Source organism: Pyrococcus kukulkanii, from assembly GCF_041647995.1.
Taxonomy (GTDB): domain Archaea; phylum Methanobacteriota_B; class Thermococci; order Thermococcales; family Thermococcaceae; genus Pyrococcus.
Genome location: NZ_JARRIB010000005.1, coordinates 1 through 21,546 on the forward strand (window position 1 = coordinate 1; position 21,546 = coordinate 21,546).

Below are 21,546 nucleotides of genomic sequence, written 5' to 3' on the forward strand. Positions count from 1 at the left end.
CGGGTCAAAACCAAGGATTCACTTCCTAAACCCCACGAATCCCACCGAATAGTAGTTAGCGCACTTGCTATATATAACAGTTCACCTTCTGACTATACCTGAACCAACAACGTTACATTTTTCCTTTTGAAAGCCTGTCCTCCCATCCTTAGCAAGAGCTCCCAAAGAAACACCTCCACAATCTCGGTTCATCGGACAGCCTGCACTCTATTATCACAATGGGAATCCCATTGATATAGAGAACTATGTCTGGGATTTTTGTTTTAAAGGGATAACTAACTTGGTTTGCAACTAAAAACTCGTTATTTTCTGGATTTTCATAATCTATGAGCATCAGTCGTTTTAGCTCACCAGTTTCTTCATCCTTGATTGAGACGCCATCCTTCAAGTAGTCCAATATTCTGCAAGACCCCCTCAACACCAAATGACACAGACTTGAGAAAAGTTATAGCCTCCTCTGCTTCCTTCTCACTAACTTTGTTTATTCTCACAATTGCTCGCTTTACTCGGGAAATTAGGAGGGGTTCTTTTTTTATCTTCAAGGATTTCAATACCCCTCTTGTATTGCCGGGGTGAGCCCTTCAATTGTGGGTTTCGCATTGTCCTCACTCAGCCATGGTTTACACCAATGACTTTAATTTTTCAACTGAATTTATCAAAAGAACTCCCTCAGACTTACATGCGTCCTCAAAGTCTGGATCAAGAGAAACCAGACCTTGGATTCCATAGTATTTGCATGTTGCTAATATGGTCTCTAAGAACTCTTTAGTTGTGGCTTTCACAATTTCTTTATCTTTTTTTCAATTCCCAGTAACCTTTCCCTGTTTTTGCCTTATAAGAATATGAAGAAAACCTCACTATAGACTATGCTGTTGATAAAAACTCTAAATTCCCCATTGAAAAGAGTTTCTAAAAGTTTCACAGCTTTGGGATTGTCTTTAGCGAACTCAATTATAACATTGCTGTCAAGGAACAAGCTCATCATAAACCTCGGCCTCCAACTCTTGCCAGGTTTTTCCAGTTTTCAATGAGCCTCTAGCTCTTTTTAGAGCTTCTCGCACGTTGACTTTAGCTTTCATCCTCAAAATCTCCTCTTTAATTTTCCCCTCAAGTTCTTTGGGAACCTTCACAGTGATAGTGACTTCTTTCATACCCTCACCATGAGGAATTTTATCATGGAGAGATTTAAGATTTTAGTGTTACTTTTTTCTTTTGAAAGCCCCGCCCTTCAGGACGGGGAAGAGGTCAGTCACTCAAACCTTTATAACTTTATAACCAGCGGCTTTTCTTAGCCTGTTCATAACTGCCAACCCCAATCCCCTCTCTTCAACCCCTTCAGCTAAGACCACATCAACTCCCGCCTTATCCATGTACCTTAGAGCCTTGAAAAGATTCCTAGCGATGTCTTCAACCGTGCTCCCCAAGAAGAAGAACTCGTCCGCGTTATATCTTCCAGAGCCAATAACCCCGACCCTCTTACCCCTCCTTCTGAATTCCTCTACCAGCTCCCCTATCTTCTCTTCTACCTTCTCTCTTGGCCCTTCAACAACGATTACTTCAGCACTGGGGGCGTAGTGCCTGTACTTCATCCCTGGGGCCTTTGCCAAGTTTACCTTCTTCCCGTAAACGGCCGGATGAACCCTTACCTCCCCAATGACCTTCTCAATCTCCTCTAGCGGTAAGCCTCCGGGCCTGAGGAGCACGGGAGGCCATTCGGTGAGATCTATGACCGTCGACTCAACGCCGATCTTCGTCTCGCCGCCATCTATTATGCACTCTATCTTTCCGTAAAAGTCATCTATAACGTGCTCGGCAGACGTTGGACTAGGCCTACCGCTTATGTTAGCGGAAGGAGCGGCTATTGGCCTTCCACTGAGTTTTATAAGCTTCAGGGCTATCTCGTGGGCAGGCATCCTTATGGCCACGGTATCGAGGCCTCCCGTTGTTACTTTGGGAACCACATCTTTCCTAGGAAGGACAATGGTTAGGGGCCCGGGCCAGAATTTCTTAGCTAACATCTCCGCTTCCTCAGGAACCTCCCTCGCCAACTCGTGCACTTGAGAAAAGTCCGCGATATGGATTATCAGGGGATTATCAGCAGGCCTTCCTTTAGCCTCGAATATCCTTCTCACGGCCGTCTCGTTTAGGGCGTCTGCCCCCAATCCGTAAACGGTCTCTGTGGGAAAAGCAACAAGTTTTCCCTCTCTGATTAGTTTAGCGGCTACCCTGAGCTTCTTCTCGTCGATTTTATCCCTCATGTTTATGATGATAGTCATCTCACCACCTCCCCGTAAACCTTCTCAACCTCTCTACACGCCTTCTCAAGCGAATATAATGTAGAAATTCTCTTTCCAATTGCACCCCTTTTAGCTCCTTCCTTCCCCTCAAGTAGCCTATTTAAAAACTCAACTGCCTCCTCCAGGGTGTTGAATAAGTAACCGTTCTTGCCGTGCCTTATTAGCTCCCTTATTCCGCCGATATCCCTCCCCAAGACGGGAACCCCAAAAGAATTTGCCTCAAGAATGACGAGACCAAATCCCTCCCTTCTTGAGGGGAGAACAAGAACTTTCGCCTTGCTTAAAACCTCTTCAGCCCTAACGTACCCCAAGAATTTTACATTCTCTGGAGCCTTAATCCTGGGGCCCTCGCCGGCAACGAGGAACTCCTCTTCAGGGAAGTGCTCGGCAAGCCTTATGAAGTCATAGATACCTTTATACCTGGCAATCCTACCCAGGAAGACAATTGCCTTCCTCTCAGATCTTCCACTGAGGGTCGTCCAGTTAGGAATTACCTTAACCTCCCTCGCGCCCAGCCTTAAGGCCTTCTTGGCCAAGTAGTGGCTGACGGCTATCACCTTATCGGCCTTGATCAAGGACTCCTTAACGAAGTACCTGCCCAGTGGAAGCTTGGACATGAACTCAAGGTCGCTCCCGTGGGCCGTAATTACCACCGGCCTAACGCCTGAGAGAATCGCGGAGTAGCTTGTGGTTCCAACATAATGTGCGTGGATTACATCGTAGTTATTTTTCTCATGTAACCTCCTTATAACCTTCGAAGCAAGCAAGACAAAGGATATTCCCCTAAGGCCAAAGATGTTGGGAACTTTGATCGAGTAAACCCCACCCTCCCTAACTTTGACCGTTCCATAAGTTAAAACGTGAACCTCGTGCCTAGTCCTAAGGCATTCAACCAACTCCTTAACGTGCCTTGCAACCCCTCCCCTGTGCGGGGGGTAGTGGCCAACCATTAGGATTTTCACTCCAAACACCCCAGCTTGCCCCTAATCTCAACGGGCAATTCTTCATAAATCTTTTTGAGGGTTTTAATCAATGTACACAGCTCTTCAGCAGAAAGAACGGCAGTTTTAGGGCCTATCTCAACTGTCAAGGCCTCGAACTCCTCAGGAGACACTTCTTCAAGCTTACCCAGATAATTGGACTTCCTGGGTATTAAGTTGATCTCGCCAATCCGAACTCCCCTACCTTTATTCACTTCCCTCCTCTCAATCTCACTTGGACAGTCAAGCCTCTTAACGAATATTCTTATGTCGAGGACAGGAGTTCCCTCGTACGCATCAACCCAGGAGATGTAGAGTTTATTTCCCTCAATCCTCTCTATCCTAACGGTATACAAGGCAAAGGGATTCGGTCTTAATGGAGAGCGAGTGGCAAAGACACCAGTTAAGGGATTTCTTGGATTGCCGCGCGGATGGACTTTCAGAACTTTCCTCTTCTCTGGAGTATCGCTTTCATGGAGCCAAGCTATTACCTTTATCCAGTCTCCCTCACTTAGTCCATCCACCGCCTCTAAGAACTCGGGAAGGATCTCGATAAACACTCCATTTTCCTTCCTTATGTACCCTATGGGGTAAACGGCGAACAACCTACCACCTCCCAGCTATGAATCCCCTATTTAGCTTCTTTGAGAAACAAACCATCTTTTCAACATCAATAAAAAGACCAGATCTGGGGCCAAGCTCATAAACTTCAACGTCGTCAGAGAGGAAATAAAAGAAGGCCCCCTCAAGGATCCTTGGGAGGGAGTCTATGAGCTTAACGTAGCCATCCATGCATTGAGGCGGATCTTTCAAGTAGCCCAGGAAGAGCTCCCACTTCATAAGCTCCCCAACTACCCTCCACGGTGCCCCCGTCTTCTCGAGAATTCTCCTAACGGAAGATACAAGGTAGGGGAAAAGTCTGTCCTGGGGGCTTATATCTGCACCTAAATTAAAGAGTGGATCCTTAAACTCTTCGTACCTTGGGGATTTAGCCATCAAGAACAAGTGAGGCTTGACTATCCTGTTGCTCCAAACCAGCATTTCCCTTGGCTTGCCGAATCTCCTATCTAGAGAAAATCCCCTAAGGGGATTCAGATCCCTGAGCAAATTCAATTGCAAAAGACCACCGCCTAAAAAGAGATCATTATCCCTTAAAAATTCTAAAACATCCAAGAATTCGCAATAGGCTTTTTCAACTTTTTTATCGTCTTCCCTGGAGAAAAATATTAGGGAGGCATCGGCTAGGCTCTTTATGACGTTTGACTGAAGCAAAAGGAGAGAATACTCACTAACATCCTCTTCCCTTATCTCCTTAAACGTCTCAATTGCTTGCTTTAAGAAGTGCTTCCCGAGATCCATCGAATATTAATTTGGGATAGGGAGATAATAATTTTCCTCGTCAGATGAAGAAGTACCTTTCAAGTTCCCACTCAGTGATCCTTTTGGTGTCCTTCGACAAGTGCTTGCTCTCAAGGTAGTCCAAGTACTCCTCCCATTCAGCCCTCTTGTACTCAATGAAGTTCTTGTACGCTCCTCCCAGGGCCTTTTTGATGACCTTATCCTGCTCAAGCTCTTCAAGGGCTTCTCCTAGGTTACTTGGGAGGATGTCAATTCCAAGCTGGGCCTTCTTCTCTTCACTCATCTCATAGACATTCTCCTCGACGTACGCGAATGGGTCGATCTTGTGCTTGATTCCATCGAATCCGGCCTTAATAATCGCTGCAAATGCAAAGTACGGGTTGGCACTTGGATCTGGACAGCGATACTCGATCCTTGCCCCATTCCCCCAAAACGCTGGAACTCTAATAAGGACGCTCCTGTTCCTGTAGCCCCAGCTTACGTACACTGGTGCCTCGTACCCTGGGACTAGCCTCTTGTAGCTGTTCACGGTTGGGTTCGTAACAGCGGTTAGTGCCTTGGCGTGCTTCAGTATTCCGCCGATGAAGTGAAGAGCGGTTTCGCTTAACCCTTCCTCGCCTTTAAATATGTTTTCCCCATCCTTCCAGAGGCTTATGTGGACGTGCATTCCATTGCCGGGCATTTCGTAGATCGGTTTAGGCATGAAGGTAGCGTACAGCCCATGCATCTCCGCAACTGCCTTAACGATGTACTTGAAGCTTACTATATTATCTGCCGTCTTCAGGGCCTCATCGTACCTGAAATCGATCTCATGCTGGGCCTTTCCGACTTCGTGGTGGAGCACTTCTGGGGTAAGGCCAAAGGCGGGCATGTACTCGGCAATCTCCCTCCTTATCTCCCTCGCCCTATCTAGGGTTAATATGTCAAAGTAACCTCCGAAGTCTGGAATTTCAAGCTCCCAGGTACCATTCTTCTTGAAGAAGTAAAACTCTGGCTCCGGCCCTATGTAAACTTTAAAGCCATCTTTAGCTAACTCATCGAGAACGTTCTTCAGGACGCCCCTGGGGTCGGCTGGATAGGGCTTGTTATCTTTATATATGTAACCGTAGACCCTTGCGACGTTGTCCCATGGAACCTCAACGTACGTGTCTGGGTCGGCCTTGAATACGAGATCGCTATCTTCGATTCCTTGGAATCCTGGGATTGAAGAGCCGTCAAAAGCTATTCCAGTTTCCACGGCCTCTTCAAGCCTACTGATTGGCACTTCCATTCCCTTAGGCACTCCATTTACATCAACAAATATGAGCTGCACAAACTTGGGCTTCCTATTAAACTTGCTAATGGTCCCAGCAATGTTCATTTATTTCACCTCTTTTCTGAATATTTATCCAGTCCCTCCCCACATTCAATGAACACTTGCCCAATATAAGGTTTTAGTCGTGAACATTAAATAATAGACAAAATGTGCACGTTGAGGTTGCACTAAACAAAAATATGTTCAAAATTAACTATCTATCATCCAAATATTGACGAATATGTGATAAAAATTCCCGCCAAGAAGAGGGAGACGTAGGCAAGTAAACTTAACTTGTATATTCGAGAATTCCAGAAGTGCTCCCTAACTACCAAGGCAACTATCGTAAGCATCAAGCCATATAGGGCCGAGAATATACCAACGGCCAGCTTAAGGTCAATCCTCATTAGCAGGAGAATCCCGAAGACGGCCCCCGCAAATATCGTCACGTGAGGAATTGTAAATGCATAGTACCTTAGTAAAGTCTTGTCCATGGCTTACCACTCCGTTATGAAGGCGTGAACCGTTGTCGTGGGGAGTTTTCTCCTTATCCTTGGAAGGTAATACCTTGGGAGCCTTAGCATTGTCTCCTCCTCGTAACCCTCCTCAATTTCTAGGATTTTCTTTATAACCTTAACCTCAACTTTGCCCCTAACTATGAAGCTCCCCCTATCTACAGTGCTTATCTCAAGGACTATTGGGAGCTTAAGTTTCTCAGCATCTTCCTCTTCAAGGAGTGACCTCAGAAGCAATAGCTCGTCCCGTTTGAAGTAGTGATAACTGCCGTCCCTCAGCTTTACCTTTGGATCATCCATTAGGAGTAATCTTGATAAACTTTCCCTTTTCCTAGGTAGATGGGAATTTATTCTAGCTACCTCGAATTCAATTATCCTCTCAATCCTCTCCATTTCTTACTTCCTCCCGAGGGGCGACTTCCTTTTAGGCTTTTTCCTTTTTCTCCTTTTCCTTCTTGAGTCAGTAAGCCAATAGTATCCGCCAACACCGGCAATTCCAACTAACGCCAAGAGCAACAAGAGGAACGCCCAAGTATTGCTCTTCTTAGGAGGGGTTGTCGTGGGAGTTGCCGAGGAGGTTGTACTTTCCGAAGGAGTCGTGGTAGTTAGTGAGGATGTGGTAGTTGAGTGTGGAAAGCTTGTCGTGCTTGAGGTTATTGAAGAAGGCCCCACAACCCCAACACCTTCTACTTCGACTTCTCTCCCAAGGGTCTTAAGTGAAACCACGTACTTGAAACCCCCTTCCCTCCGGAGTCCTATGGAGAACGTGTAGTTACCCGAAGGAAGTAAGAGCTCCTTAGCCTCCCTAACTAAAGAACCATCGTCCCAGGTGATCCTATACTCAACCGTAGCCGTGAGTGAGATGGCGTTTGGATTGTTTATTACAACTACTATCCTTCCATCCTTAACCGATGCATTCAAAGTTGGGAATCCAATCACAAGGTAATCTCCGGTGGCCTCCCCCACTTCAAATCCCTTGTAGAAAACCTTAACCCCAGCTTCATGTCTTCCAGGTTTCTCAGTTGGCAGTTTGAGCTTGAGGATGTTTGAACCCGGGGTTATCCTAAACTTAGTTGAGTTTTCAAGGGAGTAATCCGGGGCATAAACCGTTAAGTTAACATCGATGAGTGCGGATCTGTCCGAAGATATTACTATGTATGCAAAGTTATCTTCGCCCTGCAAGGCGTTAGTCCTTTCTATTGACATATCAACGAAGGAAATTCCTACATCAACCCAATATTCCCTTGAGTACTCATAGACCCCTCTCTCATAGGATATCTCATACTTCAATTTATAAACCCCTGGCCTAAGTGGATCAGGCAACCTCAGCTCGAACCTAATTAAGTTATCCCCAGGATTCATCGTCTGATTAAATTCCTCCCACGTGACAACTTTGCCCGATTGCGAAACTATTTCAGCCCTAGCAGTGACGTTTATGGGAACGCTTGCAAGGTTAGTAACATGGGAGTAGACAACTATAACGTCTCCACTCAATGCAACCTTCGCGTTGGGCTTGTCTTTTATAAAAGACACAGCATCCTGAAATATCAGGGGTTTGTCTCTAACCTCAACAGGAACGTAAACCGAGAGAAGGTACAACTGATTAGTCTCCGTAAATCCCCACATAAATATGTACAGGAGATATTCCCCAGGAGTAACGTTCTTGGCGTAAAGGGAATATTTAACAACCTTCTTCTCCCCAGAACCCCAGAATCTAAAGATACTATCCTGGAATTCAATGTTGAAGCCCTCAACTTCATTTCCCTCTTCGTCAAAAAATTTCGCACTTCTAATTGACACGTGAGCGAACTTAATCTTGAGCGGATTTGTCAGGTAAAACTCTCCCGATGTCACGGAGTTAACGAGACCAATTACTTTACCTTCACTCTCAAACTGACCGACTTGGGCGTTTACGAAAGGCATTAAAATGAGTAGGACAAGTATAAATAGAACCTTCCTCATTACTTTCCCTCCAAACTAATCTCTGAAGAATAGAAGCTAAAATAGTTTATGCCAAGGGGCGAGGCGAATGAAGTACGAAGTCCTTATAATTGGTGGAGGGCCGGTGGGAAACTACTTGGCAACATTGTTGGCAGGAAAGATGGACGTTGCCGTTGTTGAGAGAAAAGGCCACTTCGGAGGTAAGGCCTGCACGGGCATAATTGGAGCGGAGATGTACGAAGGCTTAGGACTGCCCGAAAAGGCCATTTTAAATGCGTTTAATGGGGCATTTTTCATATCAAAAAAGACCGTATTCGAGGTAAGTAGGAAAACTCCCCAAGCATATTTGGTTGATAGGAAGATCCTAGAGAGAGAACTCGCAAAGAGAGCCATGAAGAGGGGGGCAGAGTACTACATGGCGACAAGCTTCCTAGGATTTAGAAATGGGAAGGCAGTAGTGCAACACCTTGACTCCAAATTTGAGATAGAGGCAAAGTTTTACGTTGGAGCAGATGGAATGAACAGCACCGTAGCGAGAGAAATTGGGGCGAGAACTGATGGAGAAGTATTGAAGGGATGGGAAGTAGAAGTCCTGGGAAACTTTAGGAGAGATAGAGTTGAAGTATGGGTGAATAAAGATCTCAATCCAGAGTTCTTCTTCTGGGTTGCCCCTATAAACGAGGAGGAGGCAAGAGTAGGGACTTTCGGTTCTGTTGATTCCTTGGCAAAGTTCCTCAAGCTGAGAAGGTTGAATGGGGGTAGGATACTTGAATTCAAAACGGGGGCCGTGATCCTAGGATGGAGGAGGCCATGGGTTAAGGGGAATGTCGCCCTCTTAGGGGATGCCGCCCTTCAGATAAAGCCAACAACCGCCGGTGGAATAGTCTTTGGAGCGTACTGTGCGAGGGTTTTGGCGAAGGGTATATTGAATGGGGACATCTCAAGGTACGAGAGGGAGTGCTCTTGGGTTAGAAATCAGATAAGCTTTGGATTGAGGGTGAGGAAACTCTTCAGGAAAATGTCCCAGGAGAACATTGAGGAAGTATTCGACGTGCTGTCAAGCGAAGAGGCAAGGGAGATAATAGAGAGGAGCGCGAACTTTGACGATCACGTCCAAACTGTAAAAGCTATTCTAAAAAGCCCAAGACTTCTTGCCAAGCTTATAAGGATAAGCCCCATGATACTGAGGATGCTCGTCTGACAACTAAACCGGATTCCCTTGTTGAACCTCAATGTAGGCGATTGCTTTCTTGTTCACGATGAATACTTTCCCATCTTTGGTGAGTACTAGGATGAAGTTGTCATCAAGGCACTTGATCTTTCCAACTATTACTTCGCCAGATAAAACCTTAATAATCCCACTAATATTATTCAGACTGAACTTCTTCTCCTTCACGCCCCCCCCCCGTTGCCAAGATTTCTCCTGAAAGGTAATTAACGGGGCGAAATAAAAACTTTATCTGGCAACTTCACGTTATTTTATCTCTGCTAATATTGCAGTTCTACAGTAGAAAAGTTTATAGGGGATGAAGTTCTGCTGTATGATGGTGGTGTTAGTGTGGAGGGTGAAGGTTCACAAGCACATCAAGAGGCAAAGGAAGAAAGGTAAGGTTTACAACGTCGAGCAGAAGATAATCTACGTCCCCTCAAAGGCTAATGTTGGAGAGGAAGTTTACATCCTAACTCCAGAGGAACTCCAGGAGATACTAAGCCTAATTCCAGAAAAGAGAAGGCCAAAGTGGCTGGTGGTGGAATGAGCTGGCTGATCTTCGTTGATAAATCGGACGAGGGAAATTATTCCTACATATCCCTCCTAATAATCAGGGACTCAAATAAGGGGAAGGTGTACAACAATATAGTCAAGTGGGTCAAGCACAGTAGAAAGCTTGGGAAGAGGAAGACTAAGTACTTTAACGACTTCTCAAACCGCTATTCCCCCTTACTCCCACTGATAGAGGTTTCAAGAGCGTATTCATACAAAAAAGGATCCCAAATTCCAAGCGTTGTGTTCATGAAAATTGATAAGTATTATGACGACTTCACAATAATAGTCGTTGATGACAAACTAGTGAAAGCCTTCCAAAAGAGGTATGGAAAGGACAAGGTTCTAATAGAAGGCAAACTGACAGATAAACAGCTGAAAAAGATCATGGAACTTGCGGATAACCTGTGCAATTACTTAAGGCTCAATAAGAGCTTAGAACCAGTATGGAAGTGAGAAGCCGCCAACTCCGCCCCCAACGGGGCTTCATGCCAGTGCGGCTCATCGCCCGCTCATTACCAATTCTCACGGGCTCAATATTGGTATATACTAGGGATATATAAACATTCTGCCAGCCACCTGCCACCACGACACCCGCCGAAAGCCCACTCCCTGTTCATTTTAGCCAAATGAATGAACATATTTGGACAGGCAAGAAGCGAGGGGAGGGCTTCTTCAAATGCAGCGTTTACGCAGCGTGATAGGATCTACTCCAGGATTCTGGAGAGAACCAAAAGGGCTGCATATTCAAAAGGCTATGAGAGGGCTCAAATTCTCAAAAGCGAGAACGAGAGAGCGAGAAAAATCGTCGAAAATTACGAGCAAAAGAGGTAAGAGAAGTGCATGAGGGTGCAAACACTATAAAGCCAATAATATTTCAAAGGTGTAAAATTTAATAAAGATCCTTGGAGCTGGAGGTAAGATTAAATACACAACAAATCAATATAAAGATGGTGTGAAAGATGGCAATTACTACATTTGCTCAAGCCATGGAGGGAGCGTATTATGGATATAAACTTGGAAAAGATATTCTGGATGATTTTAGACGCTCTTCAAAGTTGCCTCTTGGAAAAGATATATATGTGACTTTTGTATTAGTCACGATATTCAAAGAGAGATCCTGGCCAAAATTTAAAGAAGTTGAGGATGAAGTAATAAAAGTTCTTCACAAATATAACTTTAACAAGAGTAAAGGAACTCTAACATTGGACATTTCTGGAAGAAAAGTTGAATGTGCTGTTGAATATCAAATTAAGACGAACTTCCTACTACCTTTTGATGAGAGTATCTTTCCCATATCTGGAGAAGACTACGAAGATTTGGCCGAGGAAATATATGATTTGGCAATTGCCACAGACTTAACAGTCTTCATAATTCCGGATCTAAGGAAACTCTCAAAAGAAGAGAGCAAAAGAGTCATGAGAGACATTTTAAGCATCTTAGAAAATCTGAAATCAAAACTCCAAGAAAAGTTTGTAGTTAAAAAAAGCATCATACGACTGAAACTCCAATTTGAGGACGAAAAAACAGCTAAGGAAGTTTACACTAAACTCAAAGAAGTTATTTCCTCAAAAAATATAGCTACACTTGCACACATTTCTGAACCGACCCGTACAATGGAAACTGTAGAGATAAACATCCGAAATGCTGACGCTGGAGTAATCGAAGCTTTATTCTCTATAAAGTTTAGGAGGTTCCCCCTATGGGGAAAAGTTGCAAAATAGTAAAAGTAAAACCCCTACACCTTGGGAACCTCTTAGACCTTCTTGCCCCCGAAACGACTATTGACTATGACGAAATCCCCATACAGAGAAACGACTTGGATTTAAGCCTAATCAACAATGACCCCAAACTTTACACAAAGATAATATCTAGGGAAGAATACAATGAATTGGGAGTAGAGTTCAAAGCAAAAATTGAAAGCTGGATGACAGTAGAAAGCGCAGGCAGATTAATAGCGCTAAAACCTGCTAACAAGATCACATTCTTTATATACACTGCAGAGAAAGTTGAAGGTTTTATGGCCATCTTTACGAAAGGCAAACTTCTCAAAGGCCTCATAGCTACAATTAGCAAACTCTTAGGAACCACAGATTGGTATTACGACGTTACGTTCAACATCCACGAAAATGAAGAAGTTCTTAGAAGAGAGTTTGGCAACTTCAGCAGATTTTACACAAGAGACATGGATCATGAGCTAGTAAAAAACGCCGCAGTCGGAGGGATACGTCTAGAAGACTCTCCCGATTACCGTAGATTCCTCGAAGAATACGGCGGCTACCTTTCTGTTCTCTTCATAGACTATGGCGGACTAGAAATCATGCTTTCTAGTAGTGGGCGCATATGGAGCCCCAAAAAAGAATTCGAAGAAAGAAAATACGAAATAATCAAAGACCTCCTTATCAGACTCGAAGAAATAGGAGTACTTGAATATCACTAACTATTCATCACTCCTTAATCTATTCTTTACTACTTTTATAAGTAACTCATTTGCATGCTCACGCAAAAGTTAAGACGTTTAAAAACGTTTTAAACAAAAAACATAAACATGTTAGAAAACATAAGGAGCAAAGGCGGTGAGCACATGGACACTAACAAAGAACAGGGGAAAGAAACAAGAGAACCATTAGCGAAGTTTCAGGCTAGGATAGATAGGGATGGAAGGCTAATTATCCCGAGGTACATCAGAGATGCCTTGAATATCGAACAGGGCGATTATGTCAAGATAATACTAAGGAAAATCAATGTAAACCTTGAGGAAAGGACTATATATGTACTTAACCAGGCTCAGGTAATTTCGAAAGTTGGAAGAAAAGGAGCAGTTCACATCCCAAATGACCTTAGGGGGGACTTAAACATTCAGCCAGACGAACTTGTTGAGGTTATACTACTTGACTTCTACAAGAGAAAAGTTCCTGATGAAAACACTCAATTCAAGTATGTTTTTTTGAACGTTTAATATATACATGTATATATTAATTCGAGAAAAAGAAGAAAGAAGAAAGTATTTTGCCAATGTTTTCTTCCCTCAGACAGGCGATTTTTTTGTGAAGTTAATTCATGTATCCAAAAATTCAAGCTGATTTAACTGCCTAAAGTAATGCATATTTTGTAGAAAAAAGCCCTCTAAAGGGTTTTTATTTTTGTTCATTCTATTACGCTAAGAAGTTGTATATCAGACTTGATGAAATTATCTTGCCTAATAGTGTTTGTTCTGAGTTTATGTATCCAAAAATTTGGTCAATTGTGTTCATTATGCAACAAGTTTGACCACAACAAAGCTTATAAGTTTTCCTTCCGTATGGTTTATGGAACTAAGTTCCATACATGGCCATAAGTCCCATAATCTTAAGGTGATGAAAATGGCAAGGAGAAGGAAATATGAGGCAATAAGGCGCGTTGAATTCTTACTTCCTCCAGATAGAGTTGCTGAGATTGAAAAAGCCAAAGGAAAGAAGTCCTGGGGCGAATTTATTTGGGAACTCTGGACGTTTTGGAAAAGCCACTTTAGGAACGGTGTCTAAAATGAGGTATAGTAGGCGCCCTGGGCCAGGAAGGCCCCGAAAGTATGGGGAAGATTTAAAGAAACTTCAAGCCCATGTACCTGAATCTACTTATGATGCTTCGTATGAGATGAAAGAGACTCTTAAGGAGGTTCATCCTCATGTATGGCTTAATGGAAACAATGAAAAGCTTGAGTTTGATCTCCTAATTATTTTGAGAAATAGGAAGGGGCATGCTAGGAGGATCGGAGTTGAGTTTAAGGAGGGGATGTTAAGAAGGTTCTTGCCCAAGCAATTGCAAGGCAACCTTATGTTGATTACATGTACATCGCCACTAGATCCTGGGTTACGCTTGACTGTGAAGATCTTTTTGTCATGGGTTACTATGGGATTGGATGGGTGGTTTGGGAGGAGGGCTTTGCTAAGATGATTGTCTCAGCTAAGTATCACTCTCCAGCAAGTTCTCTTGAGTATATGATCGAGAGAGCGGTTAAGATTAAGGTTGAAGAGGAGTTTTCAAAGCTCTTCCCCAGGAAGAAGGATCTTAATTTGGAGGTGTGGCTGGGGGGTGTTAGGGTATGATATTAAGTGGGCATACTAACATGCTGAGGTCACAGTTGTGCCTTGATTTCTGTGATATTTTCTTTGACTTGCAAGCAACCTTGTATGAGGGGAAGTATTTAAAAGCACAAAAAAACTTTGTGCTATAAGCTCCACGGTTCGTGGGAGAAAAACGCTCTCAGAAACCTTCTTTTTCCGAAATGCTCAACTCTCACACAAAAGAATTTGTGCCCACACAAAGGTAGTGAATATGAACTGGCTTGAGAAAGTCATAAGGTATGGTATGCTAAGGAGGGAAAAGCTCGTAGTTGAGAACATACTTGAAAAACTCAAGTATGAATATGATGGACAGCTATTCAGGGGAAACTTGAAGAAATTTGTTCAAGAAGTAGCTAAAACCTCGGGCGTTCACACAAACACGGTTTACTATGTGATTAGACGCCTAAAGGAGCTCGGTATTCTTGAGGAAGCAATCGTCAACGGCAAGGATTACATAGTCCTCTCAAAGCGCTTCTCAAGCCGGATGATTAAACTAGGAAGAGAATATTCAGAATGGCTAAAGACCTAGATTCCAGAGGTGATCCCCATGGTAGTCAATATATACTCCATAGGTCCTGCTGATAATAGTGGGTCACAATGGGCAAAGTGGCCACTAATAAAAGGGGCTCTCACCAAAGAGATTTGGGCAAAAAGAAGCGAAAGAAACGCATTCACATCACGCTTGATGTGGAGGTGACCGGCGTCATGGAGAGTTTTGCTCTAAACAAGTCCAAATTTATTAATCAGACGTTGAGGTGGATTTTCTTTGGAGAAGATCCCCCAGAAGTTGTTATTGAGAGAATTCTGGTGCCCCGGCCGGGATTTGAACCCGGGGCGCGGGCTCGAAAGGCCCGCATGTTTGACCGGGCTACACCACCGGGGCAACCCATTAGCATCTCCCCTAAAACCGATTTAAAAAGTTTTCGAATAAAACAGTTCAAAGGGTGAAGGAGAACTCTCCAATGAAGGCTGAGCTTGAGATTGTATCCCCAATCCCAACCGTTGACTTAGGCTTAGTGACTATCTTAGTGGGCACAAAGGCCAGCTGGTAACCCTCAACTTCTGCAATTCCACCCTTCATCTCGTATTCTTTAATGAGAACCTCCTCAACTTGCCCGGCCCTCTCATTCACTGGGACGCTTAAGGCCTCCTTTATCTCCCCCAAGCTCGTTATGTTACCCTTCATTGCCTTTGCAGCGGCAGCTAATGCGGCGAACAACAGTGCATCCCTAACGTGCTCTCCCTTGTATTCAGTTAATGCAAGGTAGTAACCATAGGTGTGGAAGTGTATTCTCTTAACTCCCGTCTCCTTGGCAAGCTTAAGCATGGCCTCGGTTACAGCTATTGGATCAACTGGATCATGGGCTAGTAACTTCTCAGCCAACTCCTTCTCTCCCATCACCTCCATTATAGAAGAGAGCTCGACCTCATTCAGGCCAACGCTGTGGAATTTGCCCAGGATCTTTATGATCTCCTTCCTGACTAACTCGTCTGGTGTAAACGCGAATTCTAAGTGTGCTGGGATGTTCTTTTCATTGAGGATCTCAAGGTGCGCCTTTATTGTTTCCATGGGCTCCCCGTACGTTTCCTTTGTGAGGGCCTGCAACCCGCTGATTATTGCCAGCTGAACGTTCTTTACTATATCCCTAAAGCCCTCTTTGAACTCATCCCTTATGAATAGCGTCGTGTTGTAGTCATCAGCAGCCCCAATGAACCTGTTCTCCCTGGGAGCCTCGAACTCAAATACCTTGAATCCCCTGGGGAACTCATAGATGAAGTGTATGCAACTCTCCTCGTCTCCCTGGAATTTCCTGGGATGGACAAGCTTAACCTTACCATCCTCAACCTTCGGAACGTATATTGGCCCGTCAAGGAAGAGGCTTGCCTGTAGCCTTGAGATCTGAGGGACATGAGCTATAACCGGAACACCGTAAACTCCACCTAGGAGGTTGGCCATTATCCCTACCTGACCTCCCATCCTGAGCTCGTCCCAGCCCCATCTCTTCATGTAAAATCTGACAGGACAGCTCTCAACGAAGAGTTCCGCTGCTTTCCCCCTTCTAATGCTCCAGAGAATTGAGCCAAGGAGCTGTGGAATCGAGGTAATTTTTTCTGGAAGCTCTTCAGAGTACTTCAATACTTCCTCCTTTCCGGCCTTCTCTATCCTCTTCTCAAGGTCTTTAGAATTTAGGTATTTTATGGCATCTATGTTCGTGTTATAGCCCAGGAGAACCCCTTTAACCTTTGGAACTGATTTTATTGCCTTCTCAATTGCACCTTTATACAGACCCTCCCACTCCGTCATAGTGTATCACCCTGAGGGATAAAGCAGGAAAAAATTTAAACCTTTGCTCGGTGTCAGGGGCCGATTAGGTCATCACAGCTCAGCTACCTACCCTCTCTTCATCCACCAAGGCCGAGAAGCTCCCTGAACTTTATGGAGATCCAACCTACCTTAGGAATCACCAAGAGAGCCTTAGCCTCTACGGCATCCCCAGGGACACAGTCTAAAACACCGTTGAATGTAGGATAGATATCAGGAACTGGATTGTGATCACCCCAAGTTACAAAGCAGAGCTTTTCTCTACCTCCAATAACAACCTTCCTGACCTCCCTAACCCTATGGATTATGGGATATTTGGCTAAAGGGCTCCTATAAACTACAACGTCTCCGACTTTAATATCTTCAGGTTTAACACCCTTAAGGACAACGACATCTCCCCTGTAGAAAACGGGCTCCATAGACCCACTAGCGACGACCACTAAGGGTATGTCAGTGTGGAGGACAAGCTTAAGCCCCTGGTAGAAGGCAAGGGTTAAGAGGATTATCAAGAGAGTAGAAATTATCTCTTTAATCGCCTTTTCCATTTCAGCGCCTCCATCAACGTTCTTAATTTAGCTGGAATTATGCCTATTGCCGTACAGGTTTCCAAGCTTACCCCCATACCGTCCGTCACATCAAGGTGATATTTTGATATCTTTAAAACATCTTTCGGAAGCCCATGCCTACCAAGCCCTATAATCAGTAGCAAACTCCTTCCCTCAAGTGCCATCTTGGCTACCTCTTCTGTGGTTACAAACTTCTCCCTCGATGGCTTTGATGTGGTGGCTATTGGAACCCCGAACTGGGGGGAAAGCCCTTCCTAGGAAAATCCAATAGATGAAACTTATTGGCCCTCGAGAGTTCCAGTAGGTATCTACCTCCCTCTCCAATCGTCGTGGTTGAGGCTACCTCCTCAGCGACTACTTTCGGATCATCGTTTTCAAAGGGAAACCCCACTAAAGCTAAGTGGAAGTCGAAAGCGTAGGCAACTGGGGCTGCCCTTGCTATCGCCCTTATGTGAGCTTCATGTAGCCTTCGGACATCGTAAGTGTTGTAGAGGGCTATTGTGAGCATCATTCAAAATTTCAATTTTAGACTTAAAGTTAATCCCAGGCAAAGTGTTTAATACTTAGAACAACTAACTGAAAATTATGGAAATTGAAGAGATAATCGAGCTGGTGAGGAGAGGGCTCATAGATGAGGCCCTCCAGCACCTTGAGGAGCTTGAGGATATTGACAAGGTAATAGTCCTATCGGAGGCCGCCGTTGTCACTATGAATCCGGATTTTATTGATGAGGCAATTTACATCTTGGAAAAGCACGTTAAGAGGTCGGAAGATAAGGTCATCGGATATTCGGAGATAGCCTTGGCCCTTGCTAAAATTGGGTACTACGAAGAGGCCACCGAGTATTTTAACAGGGCAATTTCGCTCCTCAACAAGCTCGACAAGTACGACGCCGCGATCTCCGCAATGTTCCTCGGAACGAGACTAGCAAGGGCAGGCTTTTATGATTCAGCTTTCGACGCCTTTGAGGACTCTTTCGACATGATAATTGACCTCGACATTGATGTATCGAAGAAAACCGACCTGATATTAAGCCTTGCCGACATAATAGAGAAAACTGGGGATGAGTTAACTTCAGATATAGCACTCAAGTTCTATGAAAGGGCCTACGATATATTCGACAAGCTAAAGGTTGGTCACAGGGCAGGGATGCTTGAGAAGAAGATAAGGTTATCAAAGGTTCTCTCATTCACGAAGGATCCCGAGATAAGGAAGTTAACGTACGAGGGTAGGTTCAGGCAGGCGGTGTACAAGGTGCATGAGAAATTCGAGAGAGAAAAGAGGGGCCTTGCCGTGTTGGAGATAGCACTCTGGGCGAATGAAAATAATATGCCCGAGGGAACAGAGTTGTTGGAAATAGCACTTAAGGAGATAGAACCATTAAAGCTCAGTGATGAGGAAGTTAAAAGGGCAGTGGAAGTCTTGGTTAAGTTAGAGAAATTTCAAAAGGCCATAGAATTTGCAGAGAGTATAAGGAATGGAAAAGTAAGAGATGAAGCTCTTGCAATTATAGGGGAAAGGTTCATAGAGTTGGGAGAGGTTGGGGAACTAAGGGAACTGATCATCCCAAAGATAAAAAGCGAAGAAGTTAAGAAAGAACTACTATCAAAGTTATAACATGAAGGAAAAAACCAAGGCCTCACTTGTGCTCCTTGGAATCTCGGTGATTTGGGGCTCAACGTTTCCCGTAATGAAGGTTGCGGTCAAGGATTTTCCCCCAATAACGTTCATAGCCATTAGATTCACGATAGCTTCCCTGTTAATGCTTCTCTTCCTCAAAAAGGAGCTGAAGAGAGATCAAATAATCCCTGGGCTAATTTTGGGAGTTGCCCTCTTCCTGGGGCATGGGTTTCAGATCGTCGGATTAAAGTACACCACAGCATCAAATTCGGCCTTTATAACATCCCTCTACGTGGTCTTTACTCCTTTCGTCGCTTATTTAATCCTAAGAAAGATTATAAAGGTTGAAGATTCAGTGGCGTTGATCCTTGCAATTTTGGGCCTTTACCTAATCTCCAACGCGAGGCTGTCCTTAAACTATGGGGATCTACTTACAATAATAGCGGCATTAAGCTTCGCCTTCCAGATAGTTCTCGTGGAGTACTTCAGCAAGCACGGAATAGGAATAGCCTTCTGGCAAGTCTTCTGGAATGCGGTGCTTTCAACGACCTATGCCCTAATTGCAGAAGGCCTGCCAATGCCAGAGGGAAGCGTTCTCCTCGCTATCCTCTACACAGGAATATTCGCCACGGCATTAGCTTTCTTTGCCCAGGTCAAGTACCAGCCTAAGGTTGAAGCCTACAGGGCTGCGATACTGTACTCTGCTGAGCCCGTATTCGGACATTTGTTCTCCCTGGTAACCCTGGGGGAGGTGCTTTCGGTAAAAGGCTACCTAGGGGCACTCCTAATAATGTCGGCGATATGGATAGAGTTGTACAAAGAAAAGCTTAATAGGAACTGATGCAATTAAGTTTTGGTGATACCGTTATGAGCAGTATCGAATGGAACGAGAAGACCTTCGCCAAGTTTGCATATTTGGACGACCCCAAGACTAGGGGTAACTTGGTGGCCTACGTACTGACGAAGGCGAACCTTGAGAGCAACAAGTACGAGAACACGATAGTAATCGAAGACCTAGAAACAGGAAAGAAGAGGTACATAGAGAACGCCTCAATGCCCAGAATTTCTCCAGATGGAAAGAGGATAGCATTCATGAGAGTCAACGAGGAGAAAAAGAAGAGTGAGATTTGGGTTGCCGACATAGAAACCCTTACCGCAAAGAGGGTTCTTGAGGCCAAGAACGTGAGATCTATAGAGTGGAACGAAGACTCAAGGAGGCTTCTAGTTGTAGGGTTCAAGAGGAGGGACGATGAAGACTTCGTGTTTGACGATGACGTTCCGGTGTGGTTCGACAGGCTAGGCTTCTTCGACGGGGAGAAGACTACATTCTGGATCTTAGATACCGAGGCTGAGGAAGTAATAGAGGAGTTCGAGAAGCCAAGGTTCTCCTCGGGAATATGGCATGGAGATTCGATAGTGATTAGTGTTCCGCACAGGGAGGGAATCCCACAGTACTTCAAGTTCTGGGACATCTACATCTGGAAAGATGGAGAGGAAGAAAAGGTGCTTGAGAAGGTCTCGTTCCAAGCTATAGACTCCGACGGCAAGAGGATTCTCCTGTACGGAAAGCCGGAGAAGAAGTACATGAGCGAGCACGACAAGCTCTACATATACGAGGACGGCAAAATTACTGGAATAATGGACGAAATCGACAGGGAGGCAGGGCAGGCAAAGATTAAGGACGGAAAGGTATACTTCACCCTTTACGAGGAGGGTAGCGTTAATCTTTACGTCTGGGATGGAGAGGTTAAGGAGATAGCAAAAGGAAAGCACTGGATAATGGGGTTTGACGTTGATAAGGTAGTCGTCTACCTGAAGGAAACTGCCACAAGGCTAAGGGAGCTCTACGTCTGGGACGGAGGGGAGAGGCAACTAACGGATTATAACGGGCTGATATTCAAGAAGCTTAAGACGTTCGAGCCAAAGCACTTCCGCTTTAAGTCGCTCGACCTTGAGATAGACGGATGGTACATAAAGCCGGAGATCAAGGAGGGAGAGAAGGCTCCAGTAATAGTCTTCGTCCACGGTGGGCCAAAGGGAATGTACGGTTACTACTTCAAGTACGAGATGCAGCTAATGGCGAGTAAAGGTTACTACATAGTCTTCGTCAACCCGAGGGGGAGCAACGGTTACAGCGAGGACTTCGCGCTGAGGGTTTTAAACAGAACTGGTCTAGAGGACTTCCAAGATATAATGAACGGGATAGAGGAGTTCTTCAAGCTTGAGCCTCAAGCCGATAGGGAGAGGATTGGTATTACTGGAATAAGCTACGGAGGGTTTATGACTAACTGGGCCTTGACTCAATCCGAGCTGTTCAAGGCAGGAATAAGCGAGAACGGCATAAGCTACTGGCTGACCAGCTACGCTTTCTCCGATATAGGTCTATGGTTCGATAAGGAAGTAATAGGAGAGAATCCATTGGAGAACGAGAACTTTAGGAAGCTAAGCCCACTGTTCTATGCAAAGAACGTTAAAGCCCCTATATTACTGATCCACTCCCTCGAGGACTACCGCTGTCCGCTCGATCAGTCAGTTATGTTCTACCACGTGCTCAAGGACTTAGGGAAGGAAGCGTACATTGCGATATTCAAGCGCGGTCCACACGGCCACAGCGTCACAGGGAGTCCAAAGCACAGGATGAAGAGGTACAAGCTATTCATGGAGTTCTTCGAGAGGAAGCTCAAGAAGTACGAGGAAGGCTTTGACGTGGAGAAGATAATGAAGGAGTAGCTCAGAGCGCGCTACATTCATCATTTTTTCAGACAGGGATGGAGCTCATCATCGCT

General features: G+C 44.7%; 26 protein-coding genes, 1 tRNA gene and 1 pseudogene. 13 read left to right on the forward strand and 15 right to left on the reverse strand.

The window, feature by feature from the left end; all coding sequences use genetic code 11:
- Nucleotides 1-148: 148 nt before the first annotated feature.
- The 10 genes from P8X24_RS09815 to P8X24_RS09860 all read right to left on the reverse strand — a co-directional run bounded on the left by P8X24_RS09815 (nt 149) and on the right by P8X24_RS09860 (nt 8,407).
- The gene (locus P8X24_RS09815) at nt 149-397 is read right to left on the reverse strand and encodes a type I restriction endonuclease (RefSeq protein ID WP_372915810.1); all 249 of its coding nucleotides are present in this window, start codon (nt 395-397) and stop codon (nt 149-151) included.
- Nucleotides 398-965: 568 nt separating this feature from the next.
- A complete protein-coding gene (locus tag P8X24_RS09820; protein ID WP_372915812.1) occupies nt 966-1,151 on the reverse strand; it encodes a hypothetical protein in 186 nt (61 codons plus the stop codon).
- 102 nt (nt 1,152-1,253) lie between these two features.
- Complete coding sequence (locus tag P8X24_RS09825; RefSeq protein WP_372915813.1) at nt 1,254-2,276, reverse strand: L-threonylcarbamoyladenylate synthase; 1,023 nt, start codon at nt 2,274-2,276, stop codon at nt 1,254-1,256.
- A complete protein-coding gene (locus tag P8X24_RS09830; RefSeq protein ID WP_372915815.1) occupies nt 2,273-3,259 on the reverse strand; it encodes a glycosyltransferase family 4 protein in 987 nt (328 codons plus the stop codon). Before P8X24_RS09830 ends, P8X24_RS09825 begins: the two co-directional genes overlap by 4 nt.
- Nucleotides 3,256-3,882, reverse strand: coding sequence for a tRNA (N6-threonylcarbamoyladenosine(37)-N6)-methyltransferase TrmO (tsaA, locus tag P8X24_RS09835; RefSeq protein WP_372915816.1), 627 nt, complete (start codon nt 3,880-3,882; stop codon nt 3,256-3,258). The genes P8X24_RS09830 and tsaA overlap by 4 nt, the downstream gene beginning before the upstream one ends.
- Nucleotide 3,883: 1 nt before the next feature.
- Entirely contained in the window at nt 3,884-4,636 is a 753-nt protein-coding gene (locus tag P8X24_RS09840; RefSeq protein ID WP_372915817.1) for a hypothetical protein, read from the reverse strand.
- Nucleotides 4,637-4,676: 40 nt separating this feature from the next.
- Nucleotides 4,677-5,996: a type I glutamate--ammonia ligase gene (gene glnA / locus P8X24_RS09845; RefSeq protein ID WP_372915819.1), complete on the reverse strand. Its 1,320-nt coding sequence runs from the start codon at nt 5,994-5,996 to the stop codon at nt 4,677-4,679.
- Between the two features lie 155 nt (nt 5,997-6,151).
- Nucleotides 6,152-6,424, reverse strand: coding sequence for a hypothetical protein (locus P8X24_RS09850; protein WP_372915820.1), 273 nt, complete (start codon nt 6,422-6,424; stop codon nt 6,152-6,154).
- A 3-nt stretch (nt 6,425-6,427) separates the two neighbouring features.
- Nucleotides 6,428-6,838 carry a DUF61 family protein gene (locus P8X24_RS09855; protein WP_372915822.1) on the reverse strand — a complete coding sequence of 137 codons (411 nt, stop codon included), beginning with the start codon at nt 6,836-6,838 and terminating at the stop codon, nt 6,428-6,430.
- 3 nt (nt 6,839-6,841) lie between these two features.
- Complete coding sequence (locus P8X24_RS09860; RefSeq protein ID WP_372915823.1) at nt 6,842-8,407, reverse strand: hypothetical protein; 1,566 nt, start codon at nt 8,405-8,407, stop codon at nt 6,842-6,844.
- Nucleotides 8,408-8,474: 67 nt separating this feature from the next.
- On the opposite strand from P8X24_RS09860, the gene P8X24_RS09865 reads away from it, so the two are divergent.
- Complete coding sequence (locus P8X24_RS09865) at nt 8,475-9,587, forward strand: geranylgeranyl reductase family protein (protein WP_372915825.1); 1,113 nt, start codon at nt 8,475-8,477, stop codon at nt 9,585-9,587.
- Between the two features lie 3 nt (nt 9,588-9,590).
- Here the strand turns inward: P8X24_RS09865 and P8X24_RS09870 are convergent, their stop codons facing one another.
- Nucleotides 9,591-9,782 (reverse strand): Hfq-like protein, encoded by a 192-nt coding sequence (locus P8X24_RS09870; protein WP_372915827.1) that lies wholly within the window; start codon nt 9,780-9,782, stop codon nt 9,591-9,593.
- A 148-nt stretch (nt 9,783-9,930) separates the two neighbouring features.
- Between P8X24_RS09870 and P8X24_RS09875 the strand changes: the two genes are divergently transcribed.
- From P8X24_RS09875 to P8X24_RS09915, 9 genes are all read left to right on the forward strand, one after another.
- Entirely contained in the window at nt 9,931-10,143 is a 213-nt protein-coding gene (locus tag P8X24_RS09875; RefSeq protein WP_372915829.1) for a t26-17p, read from the forward strand.
- On the forward strand, nt 10,140-10,604 hold the full coding sequence (locus P8X24_RS09880) for a hypothetical protein (protein ID WP_372915831.1): 465 nt from the start codon (nt 10,140-10,142) through the stop codon (nt 10,602-10,604). Before P8X24_RS09875 ends, P8X24_RS09880 begins: the two co-directional genes overlap by 4 nt.
- A 177-nt stretch (nt 10,605-10,781) precedes the next feature.
- Nucleotides 10,782-10,982, forward strand: a complete 201-nt coding sequence (locus tag P8X24_RS09885) for a hypothetical protein (RefSeq protein WP_372915832.1) — start codon at nt 10,782-10,784, stop codon at nt 10,980-10,982.
- Between the two features lie 128 nt (nt 10,983-11,110).
- A complete protein-coding gene (locus tag P8X24_RS09890; RefSeq protein ID WP_372915834.1) occupies nt 11,111-11,872 on the forward strand; it encodes a hypothetical protein in 762 nt (253 codons plus the stop codon).
- Complete coding sequence (locus tag P8X24_RS09895; protein ID WP_372915836.1) at nt 11,851-12,588, forward strand: hypothetical protein; 738 nt, start codon at nt 11,851-11,853, stop codon at nt 12,586-12,588. Before P8X24_RS09890 ends, P8X24_RS09895 begins: the two co-directional genes overlap by 22 nt.
- A gap of 108 nt (nt 12,589-12,696) precedes the next feature.
- Entirely contained in the window at nt 12,697-13,107 is a 411-nt protein-coding gene (locus P8X24_RS09900; protein WP_372915838.1) for an AbrB/MazE/SpoVT family DNA-binding domain-containing protein, read from the forward strand.
- Nucleotides 13,108-13,510: 403 nt separating this feature from the next.
- Nucleotides 13,511-13,672 (forward strand): hypothetical protein, encoded by a 162-nt coding sequence (locus P8X24_RS09905; protein WP_372915840.1) that lies wholly within the window; start codon nt 13,511-13,513, stop codon nt 13,670-13,672.
- A 300-nt stretch (nt 13,673-13,972) separates the two neighbouring features.
- Nucleotides 13,973-14,233, forward strand: a complete 261-nt coding sequence (locus P8X24_RS09910) for a hypothetical protein (protein WP_372915842.1) — start codon at nt 13,973-13,975, stop codon at nt 14,231-14,233.
- 229 nt (nt 14,234-14,462) lie between these two features.
- A complete protein-coding gene (locus P8X24_RS09915; protein WP_372915843.1) occupies nt 14,463-14,780 on the forward strand; it encodes a hypothetical protein in 318 nt (105 codons plus the stop codon).
- A 276-nt stretch (nt 14,781-15,056) separates the two neighbouring features.
- Here P8X24_RS09915 and P8X24_RS09920 read toward each other — a convergent pair.
- From P8X24_RS09920 to P8X24_RS09935, 4 genes and pseudogenes are all read right to left on the reverse strand, one after another.
- Nucleotides 15,057-15,134: transfer RNA gene (locus P8X24_RS09920), tRNA-Glu, on the reverse strand.
- 54 nt (nt 15,135-15,188) lie between these two features.
- Complete coding sequence (locus P8X24_RS09925) at nt 15,189-16,556, reverse strand: ADP-specific glucokinase (protein ID WP_372915845.1); 1,368 nt, start codon at nt 16,554-16,556, stop codon at nt 15,189-15,191.
- Nucleotides 16,557-16,654: 98 nt separating this feature from the next.
- Nucleotides 16,655-17,119: a signal peptidase I gene (locus P8X24_RS09930; protein WP_372915847.1), complete on the reverse strand. Its 465-nt coding sequence runs from the start codon at nt 17,117-17,119 to the stop codon at nt 16,655-16,657.
- Nucleotides 17,095-17,648, reverse strand: a pseudogene (locus P8X24_RS09935) (DUF531 family protein). Before P8X24_RS09935 ends, P8X24_RS09930 begins: the two are co-directional and overlap by 25 nt.
- A gap of 77 nt (nt 17,649-17,725) precedes the next feature.
- On the opposite strand from P8X24_RS09935, the gene P8X24_RS09940 reads away from it, so the two are divergent.
- Genes P8X24_RS09940 through P8X24_RS09950 form a run of 3 tightly spaced genes read left to right on the forward strand, consistent with a single transcriptional unit; the run spans nt 17,726 to nt 21,490 of the window.
- Nucleotides 17,726-18,757, forward strand: coding sequence for a hypothetical protein (locus P8X24_RS09940; protein ID WP_372915848.1), 1,032 nt, complete (start codon nt 17,726-17,728; stop codon nt 18,755-18,757).
- 1 nt (nt 18,758) lies between these two features.
- Nucleotides 18,759-19,601: a DMT family transporter gene (locus P8X24_RS09945; protein ID WP_372915850.1), complete on the forward strand. Its 843-nt coding sequence runs from the start codon at nt 18,759-18,761 to the stop codon at nt 19,599-19,601.
- Between the two features lie 26 nt (nt 19,602-19,627).
- A complete protein-coding gene (locus tag P8X24_RS09950; protein ID WP_372915852.1) occupies nt 19,628-21,490 on the forward strand; it encodes a dipeptidyl-peptidase 5 in 1,863 nt (620 codons plus the stop codon).
- The last annotated feature ends 56 nt before the right edge of the window (nt 21,491-21,546 follow it).